15 protein-coding genes are annotated in these 18,763 nt (G+C 49.6%); 11 read left to right on the forward strand and 4 right to left on the reverse strand.

Features of this window, described 5'->3' with window-relative positions; all coding sequences use genetic code 11:
* Positions 1-61 precede the first annotated feature (61 nt).
* Positions 62-1,735, reverse strand: a complete 1,674-nt coding sequence (locus QQ055_RS10000; protein ID WP_286004635.1) for an alkaline phosphatase family protein — start codon at positions 1,733-1,735, stop codon at positions 62-64.
* 433 nt (positions 1,736-2,168) lie between these two features.
* Here QQ055_RS10000 and fmt point away from each other — a divergent pair, with 433 nt between their 5' ends.
* Complete coding sequence (fmt, locus tag QQ055_RS10005; RefSeq protein WP_286004636.1) at positions 2,169-3,176, forward strand: methionyl-tRNA formyltransferase; 1,008 nt, start codon at positions 2,169-2,171, stop codon at positions 3,174-3,176.
* Positions 3,177-3,184: 8 nt separating this feature from the next.
* Here fmt and QQ055_RS10010 read toward each other — a convergent pair whose 3' ends face one another.
* Complete coding sequence (locus QQ055_RS10010; RefSeq protein WP_069965719.1) at positions 3,185-3,538, reverse strand: DUF6464 family protein; 354 nt, start codon at positions 3,536-3,538, stop codon at positions 3,185-3,187.
* Between the two features lie 281 nt (positions 3,539-3,819).
* On the opposite strand from QQ055_RS10010, the gene QQ055_RS10015 reads away from it, so the two are divergent.
* Positions 3,820-4,452: a M23 family metallopeptidase gene (locus QQ055_RS10015; protein ID WP_069965720.1), complete on the forward strand. Its 633-nt coding sequence runs from the start codon at positions 3,820-3,822 to the stop codon at positions 4,450-4,452.
* Between the two features lie 25 nt (positions 4,453-4,477).
* Here QQ055_RS10015 and QQ055_RS10020 read toward each other — a convergent pair whose 3' ends face one another.
* Complete coding sequence (locus QQ055_RS10020) at positions 4,478-5,764, reverse strand: D-alanyl-D-alanine carboxypeptidase (RefSeq protein WP_286004637.1); 1,287 nt, start codon at positions 5,762-5,764, stop codon at positions 4,478-4,480.
* 137 nt (positions 5,765-5,901) lie between these two features.
* On the opposite strand from QQ055_RS10020, the gene QQ055_RS10025 reads away from it, so the two are divergent.
* From QQ055_RS10025 to QQ055_RS10040, 4 genes are all read left to right on the forward strand, one after another.
* A complete protein-coding gene (locus tag QQ055_RS10025; protein WP_283357989.1) occupies positions 5,902-6,564 on the forward strand; it encodes a cofactor assembly of complex C subunit B in 663 nt (220 codons plus the stop codon).
* 39 nt (positions 6,565-6,603) lie between these two features.
* A complete protein-coding gene (locus QQ055_RS10030; protein ID WP_141724273.1) occupies positions 6,604-7,131 on the forward strand; it encodes a DUF456 family protein in 528 nt (175 codons plus the stop codon).
* A gap of 387 nt (positions 7,132-7,518) precedes the next feature.
* A complete protein-coding gene (locus QQ055_RS10035) occupies positions 7,519-9,462 on the forward strand; it encodes a M10 family metallopeptidase C-terminal domain-containing protein (RefSeq protein WP_286004638.1) in 1,944 nt (647 codons plus the stop codon).
* A gap of 185 nt (positions 9,463-9,647) precedes the next feature.
* On the forward strand, positions 9,648-11,012 hold the full coding sequence (locus QQ055_RS10040; RefSeq protein ID WP_286004639.1) for a right-handed parallel beta-helix repeat-containing protein: 1,365 nt from the start codon (positions 9,648-9,650) through the stop codon (positions 11,010-11,012).
* Between the two features lie 23 nt (positions 11,013-11,035).
* Here QQ055_RS10040 and QQ055_RS10045 read toward each other — a convergent pair whose 3' ends face one another.
* Positions 11,036-11,938, reverse strand: a complete 903-nt coding sequence (locus tag QQ055_RS10045) for a cell division protein FtsX (RefSeq protein WP_286004640.1) — start codon at positions 11,936-11,938, stop codon at positions 11,036-11,038.
* A 272-nt stretch (positions 11,939-12,210) separates the two neighbouring features.
* Between QQ055_RS10045 and QQ055_RS10050 the strand changes: the two genes are divergently transcribed.
* The 5 genes from QQ055_RS10050 to QQ055_RS10070 all read left to right on the forward strand — a co-directional run bounded on the left by QQ055_RS10050 (position 12,211) and on the right by QQ055_RS10070 (position 18,754).
* Positions 12,211-14,385 carry a CARDB domain-containing protein gene (locus QQ055_RS10050; RefSeq protein WP_286004641.1) on the forward strand — a complete coding sequence of 725 codons (2,175 nt, stop codon included), beginning with the start codon at positions 12,211-12,213 and terminating at the stop codon, positions 14,383-14,385.
* Between the two features lie 120 nt (positions 14,386-14,505).
* Entirely contained in the window at positions 14,506-16,170 is a 1,665-nt protein-coding gene (locus tag QQ055_RS10055) for a DUF11 domain-containing protein (protein WP_286004642.1), read from the forward strand.
* A 120-nt stretch (positions 16,171-16,290) separates the two neighbouring features.
* A complete protein-coding gene (gene def / locus QQ055_RS10060; protein ID WP_286004643.1) occupies positions 16,291-16,854 on the forward strand; it encodes a peptide deformylase in 564 nt (187 codons plus the stop codon).
* Between the two features lie 55 nt (positions 16,855-16,909).
* Positions 16,910-17,110 (forward strand): hypothetical protein, encoded by a 201-nt coding sequence (locus QQ055_RS10065; protein ID WP_069965731.1) that lies wholly within the window; start codon positions 16,910-16,912, stop codon positions 17,108-17,110.
* A gap of 213 nt (positions 17,111-17,323) precedes the next feature.
* Complete coding sequence (locus QQ055_RS10070; RefSeq protein ID WP_283357982.1) at positions 17,324-18,754, forward strand: PrsW family glutamic-type intramembrane protease; 1,431 nt, start codon at positions 17,324-17,326, stop codon at positions 18,752-18,754.
* The last annotated feature ends 9 nt before the right edge of the window (positions 18,755-18,763 follow it).

Genomic DNA, 18,763 nt, shown 5'->3' on the forward strand with positions numbered 1-18,763 from the left:
TTGCAGCATCTCACACAAAGGGAACACTTAGCCCCTCGTTTTGCAAGGGGCTAAATCAACATTACGCACTCACCAACTCAGAAGTCGGTGCAGCCACAGGCTCAACCATAGACTTCCCTTCAAAATACTCAGGAATCGGCGCACCCATCATCGACAGCAGAGTCGGAGCCAAATCCAGCGCATGACCGACGGGTAAAGTCGAGTTAGGTGCAATATTGCCACCCTTCGCCAGGAAAAAGCCCTTCGCCCGATGGCTACCCGTCCGCAGGTGAGGAACCGGGCCAATGCGACCAAACTCAGGAGAATCTACCGTATCCGTCGCGTACTCTTCTTGCCAGATAATTACAATATCGGCATCCGGCAACTTCGGATCGCGGTCTAAAGCAGACTTGCGAGTGCGAATTACCTCTTTTGCCATCGGCTGACCCGTGCGGGCATCTTTGAGTTGGCGAACCATCGCACAAATCTCTTCACACACCGCATCATACTCCGCAGGAGCAACAATCCCTTGGGGTTCGCGCCCTTGCAAATTAATCCGAATGTAACCTTCCGAATAGCTAGGGAGAGCAAACGCCTTCATCTGCGTCCAGAAATCCCGGTACCACATCGCCGGTTGGAAAAACATCGGTTCTTGTTCTTCCACCAATTGGAACGGGGATACTAAGTCGCGTTCGGGAGTCGTGCCAAAAAGCTTGTCAATCAGCTTAAACAGCTTAACGGGTGCTTTCTTTCTCAAAAACTGACGAATGGGATTGGCTTCATATTTCAGCCGCCAAACTTCGCCCAACCAATCCAAGGTATTGTTAACAAACGGCTTACCGGGTTTCGCCTGGGTATTACCGCGAGCCAGCCCATACTGACCGGGGAAGTTCCAGCGATACATTAGCTCTGGTAAAAAGAGCATACTGGGCAAATCCATCACATTGCTTCCCATCCCGTGGGCTGCAAATACCACGATTTGAGCATTTTCTGGGGCTTTAGCAACAATCTCGCCAATGGCGCGATCAATGGCGACAAAGGTTTCCAACATCAGATCGTTACCCACTTTCGGGGCAATCTCAGCATACAGGGGATGATCCGGTTGGCTGAGGTGCCAGAAGATATGGCCGGCGGAATGGGTTTCGCCGAAAATGGTCAGGAAGAAATCCCAATCTTCGCGCTGTAGCAAGTCTTGGCAGATGGCGGAACGACGAGCAATCCCAATTTCGAGTTTTTCTTTGAGCGCCTTCATCCCTTCTACATCGCGGGTACTGGCGTGATCGAAGCCAAAAGCCGGGTGTTCGCCGTGTTTTTGAATCAGTTCCTCATAAATAGAGGCGGGTTGAGAGTGACTGGGGGTTAAGGCGGAGTGCGCCCCCCAAGCTAGAACTTGGACACCGTTGGCGTTTTGGGCTAGGGTCGATTGCGGCATATCGAAGACCGCGACGCGATAGTCTTCACCCAAGGCATAAAAGGGTTGATATTCTTTAAAGTCGTAAGCGCCGACCTCTTGAGCAATGTAGGTACCTTCATGGAATTTCACGGGCGACCAGTATCCGGTTTTATCCGGCAGACAGCCCGTTAAAAAGGTAGTCCAGGGGGTTTCGGCTCTGTAGTGTTCAATATTGTTAATTCGAGTATAAGCACCTTGTTCGCGCAAGCGGCTGAGGGTTTTCAGGTGTCCTTGAGCCATCCACTGTTCAATCAAGGTTGGGTCAGCAGCGTCCAATCCAATGGCGATAACGGGCGTTCTCATAGTGGCTTTCCTCGATTTATATGAAAGATTCATAACTACCATCAACTCGGAGCTAAGTCAGGGAGTCGGTTAGTGAAGTATATTTAGGCGGAGTCTGATATGGGTGGGGTGTGAGTGGCAAAATTGAATCTCTTTAACTACAGTAAATTCTTCTAGGGCAGAAAAAAGTAAAAAGTTACTAAATCTACGTACGTATATTGTGAAAATTGAATGAAGTTGTCCGATCGAGTTCTGTATTTTCCCTAATTGTTGCCGTTGATACTCAATAACAGACAGCGACGCAGATCGATTCCTCGTCGGGATGCGGTAAGGTAGCGTAGAAGGGAGAAGCCTCTAATTTTGCCCGGTTGAGGGTTTGAGGAGACTCTGAAGTGCCTGGAAATTCCGTTTCCGTCTAGGTGCGATCGCACTTAATATTGTCAAGTAGACCCACATGAAGCTCGTTTTTTTTGGTACGCCCGACTTCGCAGTTCCTACCCTGGAAAAATTACTGAGTAGTTCAGATTTCCAAGTCCTAGGGGTGGTGACGCAACCGGATAAGCGGCGAGGGCGCGGTAACGCTCTAATTCCTTCCCCCGTGAAAACACTAGCACTGACCCATCAGTTACCCATTTGGCAGCCCGATCGGATCAAAAAAGATTCGCAAACCTTAAGCGAACTCGCTCAACTGAACGCCGATGCTTTTGTGGTGGTCGCCTACGGTCAAATTCTGTCGCCAGCGATTTTGGAGATGCCTCGCTTGGGTTGTATCAATGTACATGGCTCAATTTTACCGAAATACCGAGGAGCCGCCCCGATTCAGTGGAGTATTTATCGCGGCGAGACTCAAACCGGGATTACCACGATGCTGATGGATGCGGGGATGGATACCGGAGCTATGCTGCTGAAAGAATACACGCCTATTCATCTGTTTGATACTGCTCATGACATTGCCCAACGCTTGGCAAACTTAGGGGCAGACTTGTTAGTTCAAACCCTATGGGGTTTAGAGCGAGAAGAAATTCAGCCCATTCCCCAAAATTCTGATGAAGCCACCTATGCACCGCTGATTCAAAAAGCCGATTATCAACTCGATTGGTCAAAAACGGCGATCGCGCTTCACAATCAAATTCGGGCCTTTTTCCCCAATGCAGTGACAGGTTTGCGAGGACAATCGCTCAAAATTATGGCTACAGCCCCTCTCGATCCGATGGCGCGATCGCAACTTCCTCCAGAACTCAACACTCTGCTCGATCGAGAGGAATCGCTTCTAACCGCAACTGGACAACCCGGAGAAATTGTCGGTTTAATTAAAGGTTGGGGCCCAGCGATCCAAACAGGCGAGGGGCTGTTACTGCTCCAACAAGTTCAGCTTGCTGGGAAAAAACCTCAATCCGGTTGGGACTTGGTAAATGGCGTTCGAGCGAACCTTGGTGAACTGCTCGCCTCATCCCAGCACTAATTGTGCCTTCAAACCGGCTCGTACAAACGGCAGCGATCGCAGGGCCCTTCAGGATTCACCGCACACCGGACAATCTCCGATCGCGCATTATAACGGCAACTGACATCTCCAATCACCCAGCGACCATTCACTAAACTTTGTTCCGCAGGGCGAGGAGCAGATTGCACATAAAGAGCCACTTTATGCAAGCGATAGCGCCCAGACTTGAGTTGATAGCGGTGGCGGCGTTCTAAGACGGCGTAGGTTTTCCCCTTGAGATCGAGATAGTTTCCCGGTTGGGGAATCCAGTCGAGTTGAATATTGCCCAATGTCTGACGCGGATGCGTCAAAATCACCTCTGTGGGTAAAGAGTCTGGCTCCATAATCCTTTTCGTTGTAATCCTAACTACACTCTCTTGGATACTATCGTAAGCCCTCGATCCATTGAGGGTAGTTTACGTTTTTCTCAAGACCGCGTGGTTGGATTAGCAGAGTTTATCAACGGATGCAAGCCACGAACCCTCTACACTTGCAGACTTTTGCTTGACAAGGGGGTTCAATTCAGTAATATACTCCTCATCGTTAAAGACGCGAACATTTACCCGATGGGTACAGTCAGGGCAACTACACGCAAACAGATTGGGCGAAAGGTGGAGTATCGATCATGAGACAAAAGTGCTGGCTGCCACGATTGTCTACGACTTTCTTACAAAATCGAGTCGTTTTCTTTTTGGCAGGTTTAAGCCTCGCCATTTTATTTTCTCTGGCATGGCATCCCCATCAAGTATCTGCAACCGAAATAGCGAGAGCCGCAGACTGGCGCAGTGCTTCTTTCCCAGTAGAAAATTTTGTCGATTATACGTCCCCATTTGGCTATCGACGCTCCGTTTCGGGCGCGTATAGCCGCGAGTTCCACTACGGTTTAGATTTAGCTGCTCCAGAGGGCAGTTATATTCGCAGTTGGTGGAGTGGCAAAGTGGTTGAAGTTTGGGAAGATAATCGCTGCGGTACGGGCATTGCGGTTGAATCCGGAAGTTGGGATCACATCTACTGCCACATGAAGGGGAATGTCCGCAAAATTGGCGGAGTCCCCTATTTAATTGATAGCGCTGGCGGTTTGCGAATTGCCCAAGGTCAAGCGGTCGAGGCGGGGACGCGCATTGGTCGCGTGGGGATGAGTGGCAGAACCACAGGGCCGCACCTGCATTGGGGGTTGAAGTATTCTAACCAATGGGTCGATCCCGCTTTAGTGTTGAGGGCGATGTATACCCAGCAGGCGCAAAGAGCAAGCAGTTAGGCGATTGGGCTTGGCTGAAGGTTAACTACAGCGGTTGAGGTGACGATTCCGCTGAGTTGAGGGGAGTGCGATCGCGATTTGGCTGATTGCGTCCGGGCGCGCCGAGTTTGAGCAATTCTGGGTTAAATGAGAATTGCGGTGTGACAGCAGGAGTGGGGTTCGGCGCAGCCCCCCATTGGTGAATGAGTTGATTGAGCAATCGATCTTGTTGGTCGCGGAAGTTCTCAATGTCTCCGCCGCGATTAATAATGGCAAACCAGACTAAACCGCGATCGCGCGTCGGTAAAACGCCTGCTAAAGCGCTGACATCCCACAGGGTTCCGGTTTTAATGGCTGTGGGGACGCTGACTTTGCGGTCTTCGGCGGTGCCTTTGTCGCGACCGATCACGGGAAAGACATCGGCTAGGTTTAAGTTATGGCTATTGATTTCTCGTTGAATGGCCATCAGCATTGCCACGGCGGCTCTCGGAGAAATCCGATTTTCAGCCCCTAAACCCGAACCATTGGTAATCAGAATTTCGTCTAGGGGAACGCCAGCAGCTTGGGCGGCCGTGGTTCGCACGACTTCAGCGCCGCCAACCGCATCGGCGATCGCTTCGGAGAGGGCATTACTGCTGTAAGTGTTCATGTGATGCAGCAGTTTGGCCAGAGGCAGCGACTGATGGCGCAGGAGTAGGGTTTGGTTGGGAACTGGGGTAACGGTGGTTTTGACGCCGCCTGCGATCGCCACCAGCGGGCGCGGGACAACCGGAGAAATCCGTTGATGGCGAGCCTCCATCGCTCCATCCCACTCAGCAGAATTAAAGCTTTGCTTCAGCCACTGACCGACCTGGGCGGGATCGCTCTCGTAGTTCATGCTGAAGTTTCCCACTAAAATTAAGTGACCCGTAACGCGAAGAATGCCCAGTTGGTGTAAGGCATTGCCAAGAGCGATCGCTTCTTCCCACACAAAAAACGGATCGTCTCCCCCGGTAATCACTAAATCTCCTTGCAGTTCCCCGTTAACAATGGGGCCGGTTGTGCCAATCACCGTTTCAAATTGATAATCGGGTTCCCAGGTTTTTAGGGCCGCTAAGGTCGTCGCCACTTTAGTGAGGGAAGCGGCGGGTAATGGGGTTCTGCCTTGGTTATCAGCAAGTAAACTGGGGCCGGTTTGCAACCAGACGCCCTGTTGTTCGCGCTCCCATCCCCGCGAAGTCCACAGCTTGAGAAATTCATCGACCGTTTGTAAGGCGGTGGTATCGGGTTGGGTGGGTAATACAAAATGCGTATTTCGTTGCCAAACCAGCGTTGCTCTTGAAGTTTGATGCACGCGAGCCGTATCCAACCAAAGCGAAAGCAACCCTGAGCTAATAATATCGAGCACGCTAAATCTTGTCCTCCCGGTTTCCAGAGGTATTGCTGTGGCTATTGTGCAATAAAAGGGGGAAAATTGATCTTTTAAGCATGATGAATTCAGGCGATCCTAATCGAGTTTTGCGGTCAATTCCCTTGGTGGTGGGGGGTCTTGCAGGTACGCTGTTAATGGTTAACCGCTTGCTGACTCCGGAGTTGACTAGCTCTCAGGCTCGTTCGGATGTGTTGGGCGTCATTATTAGCGCAGTTTTGCTGTTAACGGGCTTGTTATGGCAGCGCGTTCAGCCTTTACCCCCAGAAACGGTTCAGTTAGTGGGGGAGGAGGGGTTTGAGTTGTCTGCGGATCTGCCAGAGACAGTTAAAACCGAGTTGGCTTGGGCGTCGAATTTATTGCTGACGAATACGGTAACGCGATCGCTCGTCGTTTACTATCAGGGAAAGGTGTTGCTGCGGCGCGGTATTCTTGGGCCTAACCCGGAAGTCAAACCGGGGGCGATTCTCCAACGCGTTCTCGATAAGCAGAAACCCGTCTATTTAGTCGCGCTGAAGCTGTATCCCGGTAAATTTGAGTTCGATTATTTACCCGAAAATACTCAAGGCGTCATTTGTCAACCGCTTGGCGATCGCGGTGCCTTGATTTTAGGGGCAAACGCCCCCCGATCCTACACGCGCCAAGATGAAAATTGGATTGCCGGAATTGCCGATAAGCTCGCCCACACCCTCAGCCTTCTGGATAACCACCAACAATCCGCTTAAAATGGTGAGGTCGTACCACCTGCGAACTCGGCAATGAATATAACCATCCTGTACTGGGTCTTGGTATTAGTAATGCTTGTGGGAATTGTCGGTGCCGTCGTTCCGGGCATTCCTGGCTCTAGCTTAATTTTAGGCGCAATTTTAGTCTGGGGCTTTGTACGAGGCTTCGATGTCATTGGTTGGGCTTTAGGCACCACCCTAGTTATCCTCTTACTCAGCGTTGGGGTTGACTTCCTGGCGATGCATCTGGGTGCTCAACGAGCAGGCGCAAGTAAATGGGGACAGTTTGGGGCAATCATTGGCTTAGTGTTAGGGTTTCTAGGCTTATTACCCGCTTTCCTAGTCGCAGGCCCCCTGATCGGGATTTTAGTCGGTCCGATCGTCGGCGCATTTATTGGCGAATTTCTCTACCGCCGCAATCTTCCCTTAGAAGAAAGAGCGAAAACCTCTTTTAAAGCCAGTGTGGGCATTCTAGTCGGTTCGCTGGTGGGCAATCTGATTCAAGGGCTACTCGCGATCGCGGCTGTTGTAGTTTTCATCGCAACCACCTGGTCAACCGTGGGATAGATTTGGACTTCCAGTACCAATTTCCCATAAATTTTTTGCTTAAAGAAAAACAAACCGTAGATTTCCGTAAATCCAACCGTGACTTATGGGCAAAAACTGATATAACTGGATGATAGTCTCGGTGTTGAGGCTTGTAAAAAACCTTGAGAGTGGGCATTGCCCCTGTTAGTGCAGTGCGATACAGTTTGCCAAACCTGCATCAGTCATAAAACTTCATAGGCTAGCTTAGATTCTATGCGAAATCAGCAAGCAAGCTATGGGATATCATGAAAATCTTTAAATAAGCAGTGTTAGTCTTTCAAAATCTTCAAATAACAGGCAAAATCGTATTGCCTGTCTCGATTGAGTCGGAAAAGACGGATTCTATTGTTGTGAGGATACAAAAAGATGGCAACAATCAACGGAACTTTGGGTAACGACCTACTAAGTGGGACTCCCCAAGCCGATCTGATCTATGGTTTAGCAGGGAACGATACCATCTTTGGATTAGAAGGCAACGATACCTTATTTGGGAACCAGGGGAATGACTCTATCTTCGGCAACCAAGGTAATGACCTAATCTTCGGTGGAAAAGATAACGACTTTATTTACGGCGGAAAAGACAACGACACCATTTATGGCAACCGAGGCAACGACACCCTCTTCGGTAACGAGGGCGATGATGTCATCTACGGTGGCAAAGGCAACGATCTGATCTACGGCGGTAAAGGCAACGATCGCCTATTTGGGGACTTAGGAGATGATACCCTCTACGGCGATCTCGGCTCCGACACCATGACGGGTGGCGAAGGTCGCGACCTTTTCGTAGTTGGACGACGGGCAACCGGAACCACAGGTTCCCCCTCATTAGCCAACGCAGACTACATCACCGACTTCACCGACGGTGAGGATCGCATCGGTCTACAAGGGTTAACCTTTAACCAACTTGAAATTACAGCCGGGACTGGTCAATTTGCAGGCAGTGCGATCGTTCGCGATACTGGAACAGGTGAATATCTTGCCATTCTCCAAGGCGTCAATGCCGCGCAACTCACCGCCGCAGACTTTTTGGAACTCACTCCTCCAACACCGACTCCCACACCAACCCCCACCTCTCCCACTCCGATCCCTCCCGTTCGTCCACCTCTAACACCAACTCCTACACCAACCCCGACAATTTCGGCCGATCTCCAAATCACAAAAACCGATGGACTCACCAGCATCGCTCCTGGTGGCACCCTAACTTACACTATTGTTGCCACGAATGCTGGACCGAATGCAGTAACCGATGCAGTTGTGGTTGATAACTTTCCAACTCAACTCACCAATATTACTTGGACAGCTACTCAAACCGGAGGCGCAACCAGTTTTGACGCAACCGGTACAGGAAATATCAACGATACCGGCATTTCTTTACCCAGTGGTGCCACCATTACTTACCTAGTGAGCGCTACAGTTAATCCCACCACTCCTGTTGATACACTTCTCAACAACTCGGCAACAATTACCTCTGCTAGCGTCACCGATCCCAATACAGCCAATAATACGGCAAGGGATAACAATACCCGGGTGGTTGCCCCGACTGCGATCCAAGCAGTAGACGATAGCGTATCAGGACGTTTAGGAAGTACATTAATTATTCCCGTTCTCGATAACGATATTGGTCCGGTTCAACTCATTTCTTTCTCCCCCACCGCAAATGGTGGAACAGTCACTCGTCTGGATGGCGGTACACCACAAGATCAAAGCGACGACCAATTGCAGTTTATTCCTGCCGCAGCCGGTACCTTTACCATTGACTACACAGTCAGCGATGGAGCAGGCGGTACGGACACTGCAACTGTCACCATTATTGTGAATGAGAATACCCCTGGTCAGACTATCACCGCACCTCCTGGTGTCCCCAGCCTGTTATTAGGCAGTACCACTGCACCCGCTCTTGGTGCCCCTCTAGATACGCTCCAAGGCAGTACAGCGAATGATACTTTAGTGAGTGGCACTGGACCTAACGTGCTGGCTGGTGGAGCGGGAGCAGACGAATTCCGGTATACCAATCTGGCTAGTAGCGGTGCCGATCCTCAGAATCCGCTCCTTTCAGGCGATATTATCCTTGATTTTGACCCCACTATCGATCGCATTCGCTTGGACTTTGATGTAGCACCGGGGGTTCCTGTAGCCGCTAATAATGTAGTGCTGAATTCGTTTGCACCAGGGAACTTTGTCCTCACGCTGAATGCTCCCAATACGCCTCCGGACTTCCTTCCTGGACAATTCCTGATCAATTTAAACAACCTTGACCCAGCAGTGACAGCCGCTGATATCCAAGGCGCATTGGTTTTCGGTGCTTCCTAGGAAATAAGATCAAGTTGAATTGTCTTTATCCCTATCTTTTCAATCGGAAAGATAGGGATAAATAAAAAATATTCATCTTCTCAGATGATCAAAAAGAGCAGTTTTGAGCCGTTCTAGAGCGCTTAAACTCTGGAGTTGTCAACAGCTAACCCCTGAATTTTGGCTTTGATTTATCGAGGAAAAACATGGCAACCTTTACCCTATCCCCCAGCACGTCAGACTTAATTACGCTTACTCCTGACCCCGACATTATTACGGTTCAATTTGGAGCTAATTTTACAGAGACCGATACGCTCGTTAATTTCTCTACAGCCGATCGAATTGACATTTCAGCCTATAACTATACTGAACAACAACTCCAGCAGTTAATTAGTGGTGCCCAAGATTTAGGGGGGGCTGTCCGCATTGTTGGTCAGCCTTTTTCACAACTCACCTTATCGGGTATTACCTTCAGTCAATTTCAAGCAGCCGGATCGAGCCTTTTTATTAGGACTGGAGCAGATATAACAGCACCCACTGCCCCTCTTCCCGTTCAAGCAGAAGCCTTCGTGGCTCACACAACAACCCCCAGTGGTACTGTTGTAGGTCGGGTTCAAGCCACTGATAACATCGCCGTTACTCAATATACAATTACTGGAGGAACTGGACCAACAGCAGCGTTTACGATTAATCCTAATGGGAATATTATTCTGAATAATCCTGCGGCTTTAACGTCTACAGCAACCCTTGCTGTTGCTGCACGAGATGCTGCTGGCAACCAATCACCAACGACCAATATTAGGATTTTCCACCGAATTGAAGAGGCTGTTGCTGTTGCAACCTTTAGTGATAATATTAACCAAAGTTTTCAGTCAAATCCTGATGGCTTAGATGCTGTTAGAGTTGCTCCGGGTAACTATGGTTCGGTGACATTAGTTGAAACTGCACCCGATGATGGATTTCGTCTGAGATTGCGCGGTCCTAACAGTTCTGTGGAAAATCCCACATGGCAAGCACGGACTAACCCAGCAGCAGGTCGCAACACCGAAGCCGTTATCCAAAATATTACCCTCTTGTCTATCGGTACGTTTCAAGGAATTCAAGATGGGATTACGCTGGATGGCTTTTTGATTAATGGGGGACGGGTCGATTTATATGACACGAATCCTAACCCAGGAACAGCCAGAAGTAATATGACTTTCCGGAATAATATTTTCCGAGGGAATCGCTCAAGCGATCCAACCATTCAAATCGAAACGGCACCAGGGGGACCTGTCAGCAATAATATTGTGATTCAAAATAACTGGTTTGATGGGATTGGTCAGCTTCAACCGTTCCAAGGCGTACCGCAAGCTATTAAGCTCAATAATGCCAGCAATGTCACCATTACAGAGAACTTAATTGAACGCTACGGTCCTGGGGTACAGGGGTTTGGCGTCTTGATGCAGTACGGGATCAGTAACGTCTCGATTACGAACAACACCTTCGATCGCATTGGGGTAGCTGCTGTGTTTAATCAAGGCAGTTTTGCAACTCCGCCTGGAAATACAGTGACCAATACTCCCTTCTAGGGCATAAAACAACAAACTCGTACCTATTGAATAATGCGGCGAACGGCAAACCAACTGCCCAGTAGCCCAACAAGGGAGCCAAAACCCATTAAGATTGCGGGGAGTAGCAGCAAGCGAGGATTGGAGGCTGTGACTAAAAATTGAATAAATTCCAGTTGACTTGCGAGCAATTGAGTGCAAAATCTTTGCAGGAGACTAATTAGACTCCAAGCGATCGCGCCTCCAACCACCCCAAAGCAAATCCCTTGCAACAGAAATGGTAAAGCGATCCAGCCTCGCGTTGCCCCAACAAGTTGCATAATTTCAATTTCGGTGCGTCTCGATAAGACAATTAAGCGGATAGTGGTAGTAATTACGGCGATCGCACTCAGCGTTAAAGCTAGGGCGATCGCTCCACTAACAGTGTTGACTCCCTGGTGAAGTTGTGACAACTGTCTCAGGGCTTCGTCTCCATACTGCACCTCTTCAACCCCAGGTAGCTGCCTCAACTGCTGAACCAAAGCAGGAACTCCCTGAGAGTTTTGAGCTTTAACTCTTAACTCATCAACCAAGGGATTTCCATTGAGTAACTCCACAATTCCTGCAATGTCTGAAAATCCCATTTCTTGAACTAATCTTTCCCATGCTTCCTGTTTAGAAATGGCTTGGACTGCGATCGCCCCCGGTAATTGAGTTACAGTATTGACTAAAGACTGACTCTCAATCCCCGGTTCCAAATAAGCAGAAACCTCTAACTGACTGCCAAACTGGTTTAAGAGGTTTTCCAACTGCCACGAAACCTGTAAACTAGTACCGAACAGGAACAGCAGTACCGTCACCGTACTCACTGCCGCCCAGTTCATCCAACCCCCGCGTCTCAGACCCAGAACCATCTCGCGCCAAACATAACCCATCCGGGTAACAGCTTGCCAAACATTTAATTTCATAGCTCCATCCTGATTAGGCAATTATTGTAGACTTGGCTTTTCAGTTTAGGGGTTTTTGCGGTATTCTCAGCAGCAATAGGCAAGAAACCATAGATTAACCTATTGAGGATGAAGGAGCAAATTTAAAACCCTGTAAATACATACCCTTGGCTTAAATTTACGGAAACCAACCGAATATCCCTGTAGTAGTTGGAAAATTTCAGTAAAATTCCGAGCAGGCGTCGAACGGCTAACCTAAAATAAATTGACTTGGAAGTGAGGAGACTAGAAGGATGGCAGTGATTAACGGCACCCTAGGTGATGACTTTTTGGTAGGAACCCCTGAAGCAGATCTGATTAATGCCCTAGCTGGAAACGACGTGGTTTATGCTCTTGAAGGCAATGACACTGTCTTCGGCAATCAAGGAAATGACTACATCCTGGGCAATCAAGGTAACGATCTGATCTTCGCTGGCAAAGGGAATGATATTGTTTTTGGCGGTAAAGGAAACGATACCATTTTTGGAAATGAAGGCAATGATGTCCTTTATGGCAACGAAGGCAACGATGTTATTTACGGCAATCAAGGCGATGACGTTATCTATGGCAACCAAGGTAACGATCTAATTTTTGCTGGAAAAGGAAACGATATTGTCTTTGGTGGAAAAGATAACGACACCATCTTCGGCGACGAAGGGAATGACCTTCTACTTGGCAATGAAGGTAATGATGTTGTCTACGGCAACGAAGGTAATGATGTTGTCTACGGCAATGAAGGGAACGATGTTCTTTTCGGCAACCAAGGTAACGACACCCTCTATGGTGGCAAAGGTAACGATATCCTTTATGGTGGCAAAGGTAACGACGTTCTAATCGGAGATTCTGGAGCAGATACCCTAGTAGGCGGAGAGGGACGCAACCTATTTGTTCTAGGACGTAGACCCGATAATGCCGCCCCCTTCCTTACTACAGGAGGTCCTCAACTCACGGATGCAGACTGCATCTTAGATTTCACGGATGGACTAGACTTAATTGGTCTAGAACCGGGCTTAACCTTTGGACAACTCAACATCTTCCAGGGAACCGGACAATACGCCAGCGATACGATCATTCAAGACACCGTGACTGGCGAATTTCTTGCCATCTTGAAAGGGGTGAACCGCGCTTTAATTACCGCAGCCGACTTCACAACCAATATTGCCGCTTTACCAGACCTGCCCCCACCACCTCCAACGCCTCCAACACCCCCGACGCCTCCAACACCCCCAACTCCTCCCATTCAGCCTCCTGTTCGTCCGCCGATTACACCAACGCCACCGCAAAATCTTCCTGATTTAACAATCTCAAAAACAGATAACCCCGATCCCGTCACCATTGGACAAACTTTAACCTATACTCTCACCGTTAGGAACCAAGGGAATGCGAGTGCATCGGGTATTGTGGTTCGCGACACTTTACCTCCAGGCTTTAACGTAACGAATATCGCTGGAGGCGGGGGATTTACAGGGACTCAACAAGGTCAAGTCGTTACCTTTACAGGTGGAACTTTAGCAGTTGGAGCAAGCGCCACCCTAACGATTACCGGGACAGCACCTGCAACAGCCGGTAGTATTACTAACACGGCAGTTGTCGATCCAGATAACCTAATTCCTGAGTCGAACGAAGCGAATAATACCGTTTCGATTACAACAACCGTTACAACGGTCCAGGTTGGAGCAGATGACTTTGTAGTGGTTCGCGCAGGCGAAACCGTTACCATTCCTGTGCTTGATAACGATCCAGGCGCGACTCAAGTCACCACCGTTACTCAACCCCCAGCCGGAACAGCAGGCGTTGCAACAGGCGGAGAAGGCGTTACCTACGTCAATCCCAACCCAACCCCGGCTAATCAACCCGATATCTTTACCTACACAAACGATGCAGGTCAAACCCAAACAGTACAAGTGACTGTATTACCGGCCAATGCAGAGCTGGTAGGAACTGCCCAACCAGAATTTTTGATCGGTCGCGATGCTCCGAGTTTCGATCCCAACACGGGAACGACAAACCCCGAAGTTATTCGAGGTGGCGGGGGCAATGATACGCTGATTGGCGGTCGTGGGGCTGATATTTTAGAAGGCGGACCCGGTGCCGATGAATTTCGGTATAACAATTTAGCTGATAGTGGAGGCGATCCGCTAAATCCTCTAGAACCTGGCGATACTATTCTTGACTTCAATCCCCAAGAAGGTGATAGGATTCGCTTAGATTTTGAGGTTGCTCCAGGCCGTCCCGTTGCGCTTGGTGATGTCGTAATCTTTGATACTTTGCTACCGACTGGGTTTGCTTCTATTGGTCTGAACGTTCCTAACACGCCAACCGACTTTCTGCCTGAACAATTCGTGATTCTCTTGAATTTAGACGGTCCTACCGGTACCCCCTATACAGCTCAAGATATTCTCAATTCAATTGTTTTTGGCGCACCGTAAGCTATTGCGAACTTGCAGCTTCGTCTATCAACTTCTTGTAGGAAGTTATAGGCGGAGCTGAAGCGTCAAACAATTTGCTCCTCTTGCTCTTTCCGAATGCATCCACTGAGGTAATCTTTCATGGCAACTATTAACCTGACAGCAGGGGTCAATGATGTTGTTCAGGGCAACCCTGCTGAAGCCGACATCGTTGTTGTGCCTGCGGGTTCATTAATTACAGAAAATGACTTCGTTTTCAACTTTCAAACACCCGATCGGCTGGATCTAACTGCTTTTCCTGTTCTGACTTCAACGAATGATGTTTTCATTCAACCTCTACAGGGGGGGGCAGTTCGGGTTAGCAGTCCTCTTTTTGGTCAAATTACGTTAATTGGGATTACTGCGGCCCAACTTACACAGAATAACTTTATCTTTGCAGGAACCCAAAACCTTGCGGATCTGACCATTCAAAAGTCGGCTTCTGCTACAAGCGTATTGCCGGGGGGAAACCTCACCTATACGCTTGTTGTCAGCAATGTGGGTCAAGCCGGCGCCTCTGGTATTGTCGTTCGGGATACCTTGCCGCCTGGGTTTACCATTACTTCTACCGTAGGAGCTGGGGGATTTACCACGACTCCCTCAGCTGCTGGAACGGTTGAGTTTACGGGAGGAACATTAGCTCCAGGCGCGAGTGCCACTTTAACAATTACAGGTACTGCACCAGCAACAGCCGGAACAGCGATTAATACGGCGGTTGTCGATCCGGGCGGGCTGATTCCTGAAGTGACTGAAGCCAATAATACTGCAACCTTTGCAGTCACTGTGGGAGCGGCACCAATCCCGACCGCAGTTTATGTGGATGATAACTTGGCAGGGACAGCGGCCGGAGCAACAGTTGCTGTCGATCCTGATGGTACCGGTCCTCAGCAACCGGTGACGGGCTTGGTTTTTGGTCAAACTGCTTTTGCGAGCATTCAAAATGCCCTCGACTTTCTCTTGGGTGTGGGTGCGCCGGCTAACGCTACTGTTTTCGTTGCACCGGGAACTTATAACGAGTTTGTTAACTTTGTTCGACCTTTCATTCTCCTGGGTCCGAATGCCAACATCGATCCGGTCACTCAGGGCGGAACAAGAGTTGATGAGGCGATTATTGGTTCGGGCGTGAATGGGGGCGGTATTGGTTTTGAAAGAACTGTTCCTAGCAACAATGGTCCTGTAACCATTGCGGGATTTTCGTTTGCTAGCAAGATTCAACCCGCTCCAGGAACATTAGGAGGTTATGGGATTGATTTGACAGATTCTAATGGCAATGTCACCATTCGGAACAATATTTTTGAAAACGATGTGGTTGGCATCGGCAATCGTATTAGTTCTCAAGGTGTATCGATTACCAGCAATATCATTATTGAGCAGAACTTGTTCAATATGTCTGGAGGAACGCCGACTTTACAAACTCCGTTTGTGGCAATGGCGCTTCAGCAGGTGAATGGCGCAGCGATTCGGAATAACCGGATCAATGCGGCTACAGGTTTGGCGATCGATCCTCGCTTAACGCCCAGTCAGGCTCAACGATTTGGGCAACCTGTGGGGTCTCCTGTTCCTGGCGCTCCGTCAAGCGGTTTCAATGTCACGGGTAACTTGTTTACTGGGTTCTTCCCGTATCCAACGCCAGCATCGCCCTTGGCACCTCCCTTAAGTCCTTCAGGACAGCAGGCGATTGTCAACTTTGGTTCGGGAACCTTTAGTATTGACGATGCGAGTAACTCGCTCGTTCAGCCAAATGTGACGGGTTTGACGTTAGTGTAGCGATCGCACTATTCTCTAAGTCCTCTCACCCCCGCAGGGATTTCTAACGCCTGTGGGGGTTTCTATTAAGATGGAATAACAAGGATTTATATTGTTTGCCCCCTAGTGAGTTAATATTCCATGACTTCTGAGGTTTTTGTCGAAAAGAAAAAGTTAGAGCAGCCGCCGTTGGAGATTCATACGTTGGGCGATCGCGTTTTGCGGATGCCGGCTAAACGAGTCTCTCGCGTCGATAGCGAGGTGCGGCAGGTGGTGCGGCAAATGCTGCAAACCATGTACAGTGCCGATGGGATTGGGTTAGCCGCTCCCCAGGTGGCGATCCATAAGCAAATTATCGTGATTGACTGCGAACCGGATGAGCCAGCAAATCAGCCTTTGGTGTTGATTAACCCCACCATTAAACAGTTCGAGGGCGAAGTTTGCGTGTTTCAAGAAGGCTGTTTGAGCATTCCGGGGGTCTATTTGGATGTCAAGCGCCCGGAAGCGATCGCAGTCGCTTATAAAGACGAATACGGTCGTCCCCAAACTTTAACAGCCAGGGGACTGCTAGCGCGCGCCATTCAACATGAAATTGACCACCTTAATGGCGTCATGTTTGTCGATCGGGTTGAGAATAAACTTGCCCTTAATCAAGAACTTGGCAAGCATGGCTTTTCCGCCCAAGCCGTAAAATCGGTATCCTAGTGGCAAACCCCCGCCCTAGGGGGACGGTTCAACTTAATAACTCACAACCAAAATAATGGGGTTTACACCAAAAAGCGGATTGTTTTTAGGCGGTTCCTGCGTGGCAGCGATCGCGGCAGTCGGTTCTATCTTTGAGCTATCCTCCGGTCAGCCGGAATTGGGTAGCTTCGCGACCAGTTTAATTTTAGGACTGAGCCTGCCAATAGGGGTTCTGTGTTTCTACGCAGCCGTCCGCAGTGCCAACGCCAACTCCTAAGTCGCGGTTTAGCAAAATTTCATTGGTCAAAGAAAATTCGTGAAGAACCATCGGGGGAGCGACCAACCTCCCCTAGAAATTGGAATCCACCCCTACAATTGATACAGAACCAAGATTGCCTGTCACGCGCTGAGTCATAGAACTGAACGCTCCGAACTAGACAGGACAAACCAAGGCGAGCGCTCGTTGGTAGGGGTGAGTGGATTCCAAGCAATGACCAACAAAAATTCTGCTATCGGGTTTCTTCGGCAACTGGTTATCAACGATCTCACCGGACAAAACCCGCCCCGATATCCTCTCTCAAGTGGTACAGAGATGGTGGTGGGTCGAGATCCTCGCTGCCAAGTGGTTTTAGACTCCAATCGTTACGGAATGGTTTCTCGACGCCATGCTGCGATCCGTCCTCTATCGGGAGGTCTGGGTTGGGAAATTCACGATCTCGGCAGCGCCAACGGCACCTACATTAACGGTTCTCGCCTGCAAGACCGCTGTCGGCTGCGAGTGGGCGATCGCATTACGTTAGGTCAAAATGGTCCTGAATTTATTTTTGAAGCCCCTCCTGTAGCTTCTGCGCCCCAGAGCGAGAGCGCAACCTTTCCCCTACCGAATACCCTCAAGCGGCCGCCCTCTGCACCCGTCCGCTCCCAGCCAAAACGCCCGGAATCTGCTGATACGGTCACGTTAACGCAACTGTTTCCCATCTTCTCCACAGGACGCGACCTGGCCCGCAAAGCCTATTTCATCCCGGCCAGTATCACCGCCATTGTGGTGGTCTTGCTGTTTTCCGTTCAAGTGCCCACCCTGTTTAACCTCGTGCTAGGCGGTTACATGGCGGGAATTGCTTATTATTACGTTTATCAGTTGTGCGGCAAGCATAAACCCTGGTGGCTGTTACTGGGGGCAGCCGTTTTAACAGCCTTGTTAGCTCGACCGTTAGTGACGCTCTTTGGTCCGTTTTTCTATCGGATTCTGGCAGGATGGGCCCCCGGTAATAGCCTGTGGGCCTTATTGGTGCGAGAAACGTTGGGAACTGGCCTATTAGAAGAATTGATCAAAGCCCTGCCGATTGCGATCGCCTTTCAATGGGGACGGCTGTTGCGCGCTACCCAAAAAGCCGACGCTACCCAAGCGGGCTATCCGCCTCACCCCCACTTCAATCCGCAAAGTATCGGCGTTTGGGAGCCTTTAGACGGCATTTTACTGGGCACAGCAGCAGCTATTGGCTTTACTTTGGTTGAAACCCTTGGACTCTACGTGCCCTCCACTATTCAAAGCGCGGTCAATGGTGCGGAACCCGGACTCGGCTATTTAGCAGGACTGCAACTTTTAATCCCTCGCGTCCTGGGATCGGTTTCTGGGCATATGGCCTATAGCGGTTATTTAGGATACTTTGTCGGCTTAAGCGTTCTCAAGCGGCGCAAACGGTGGCGAATTTTAGGCGTAGGTTATTTTACCGCCGCCCTCTTGCATGGATTATGGAATGCCACAGGTCACTACTTTTTTACAGAAGTCTCTCAACTGGCCGGTGCAGTGGCACTCGCATTAATTGGTATGTTGTCCTATGCCTTTCTCGCCGCAGCGATTTTAAAGGCGCGGGCTTTGTCACCCACCCGCGAACAAAACTTTGCTACTCGTATGTGGTAGGTCAAAAGG

Source organism: Geitlerinema calcuttense NRMC-F 0142, assembly GCF_030285425.1.

What these genes read in the sequence shown, in the direction of transcription:
- QQ055_RS10065 (WP_069965731.1), top strand. Translation starts at nt 16,910, where the DNA reads ATGGGGTTTACACCAAAAAGCGGATTGTTTTTAGGCGGTTCCTGCGTG.
- QQ055_RS10035 (WP_286004638.1), top strand. Translation starts at nt 7,519, where the DNA reads ATGGCAACAATCAACGGAACTTTGGGTAACGACCTACTAAGTGGGACT.
- QQ055_RS10070 (WP_283357982.1), top strand. Translation starts at nt 17,324, where the DNA reads ATGACCAACAAAAATTCTGCTATCGGGTTTCTTCGGCAACTGGTTATC.
- QQ055_RS10025 (WP_283357989.1), top strand. Translation starts at nt 5,902, where the DNA reads ATGAATTCAGGCGATCCTAATCGAGTTTTGCGGTCAATTCCCTTGGTG.
- QQ055_RS10010 (WP_069965719.1), bottom strand. Translation starts at nt 3,538, where the DNA reads ATGGAGCCAGACTCTTTACCCACAGAGGTGATTTTGACGCATCCGCGT.
- def (WP_286004643.1), top strand. Translation starts at nt 16,291, where the DNA reads ATGACTTCTGAGGTTTTTGTCGAAAAGAAAAAGTTAGAGCAGCCGCCG.
- fmt (WP_286004636.1), top strand. Translation starts at nt 2,169, where the DNA reads ATGAAGCTCGTTTTTTTTGGTACGCCCGACTTCGCAGTTCCTACCCTG.
- QQ055_RS10055 (WP_286004642.1), top strand. Translation starts at nt 14,506, where the DNA reads ATGGCAACTATTAACCTGACAGCAGGGGTCAATGATGTTGTTCAGGGC.
- QQ055_RS10000 (WP_286004635.1), bottom strand. Translation starts at nt 1,735, where the DNA reads ATGAGAACGCCCGTTATCGCCATTGGATTGGACGCTGCTGACCCAACC.
- QQ055_RS10050 (WP_286004641.1), top strand. Translation starts at nt 12,211, where the DNA reads ATGGCAGTGATTAACGGCACCCTAGGTGATGACTTTTTGGTAGGAACC.
- QQ055_RS10015 (WP_069965720.1), top strand. Translation starts at nt 3,820, where the DNA reads ATGAGACAAAAGTGCTGGCTGCCACGATTGTCTACGACTTTCTTACAA.
- QQ055_RS10040 (WP_286004639.1), top strand. Translation starts at nt 9,648, where the DNA reads ATGGCAACCTTTACCCTATCCCCCAGCACGTCAGACTTAATTACGCTT.
- QQ055_RS10045 (WP_286004640.1), bottom strand. Translation starts at nt 11,938, where the DNA reads ATGAAATTAAATGTTTGGCAAGCTGTTACCCGGATGGGTTATGTTTGG.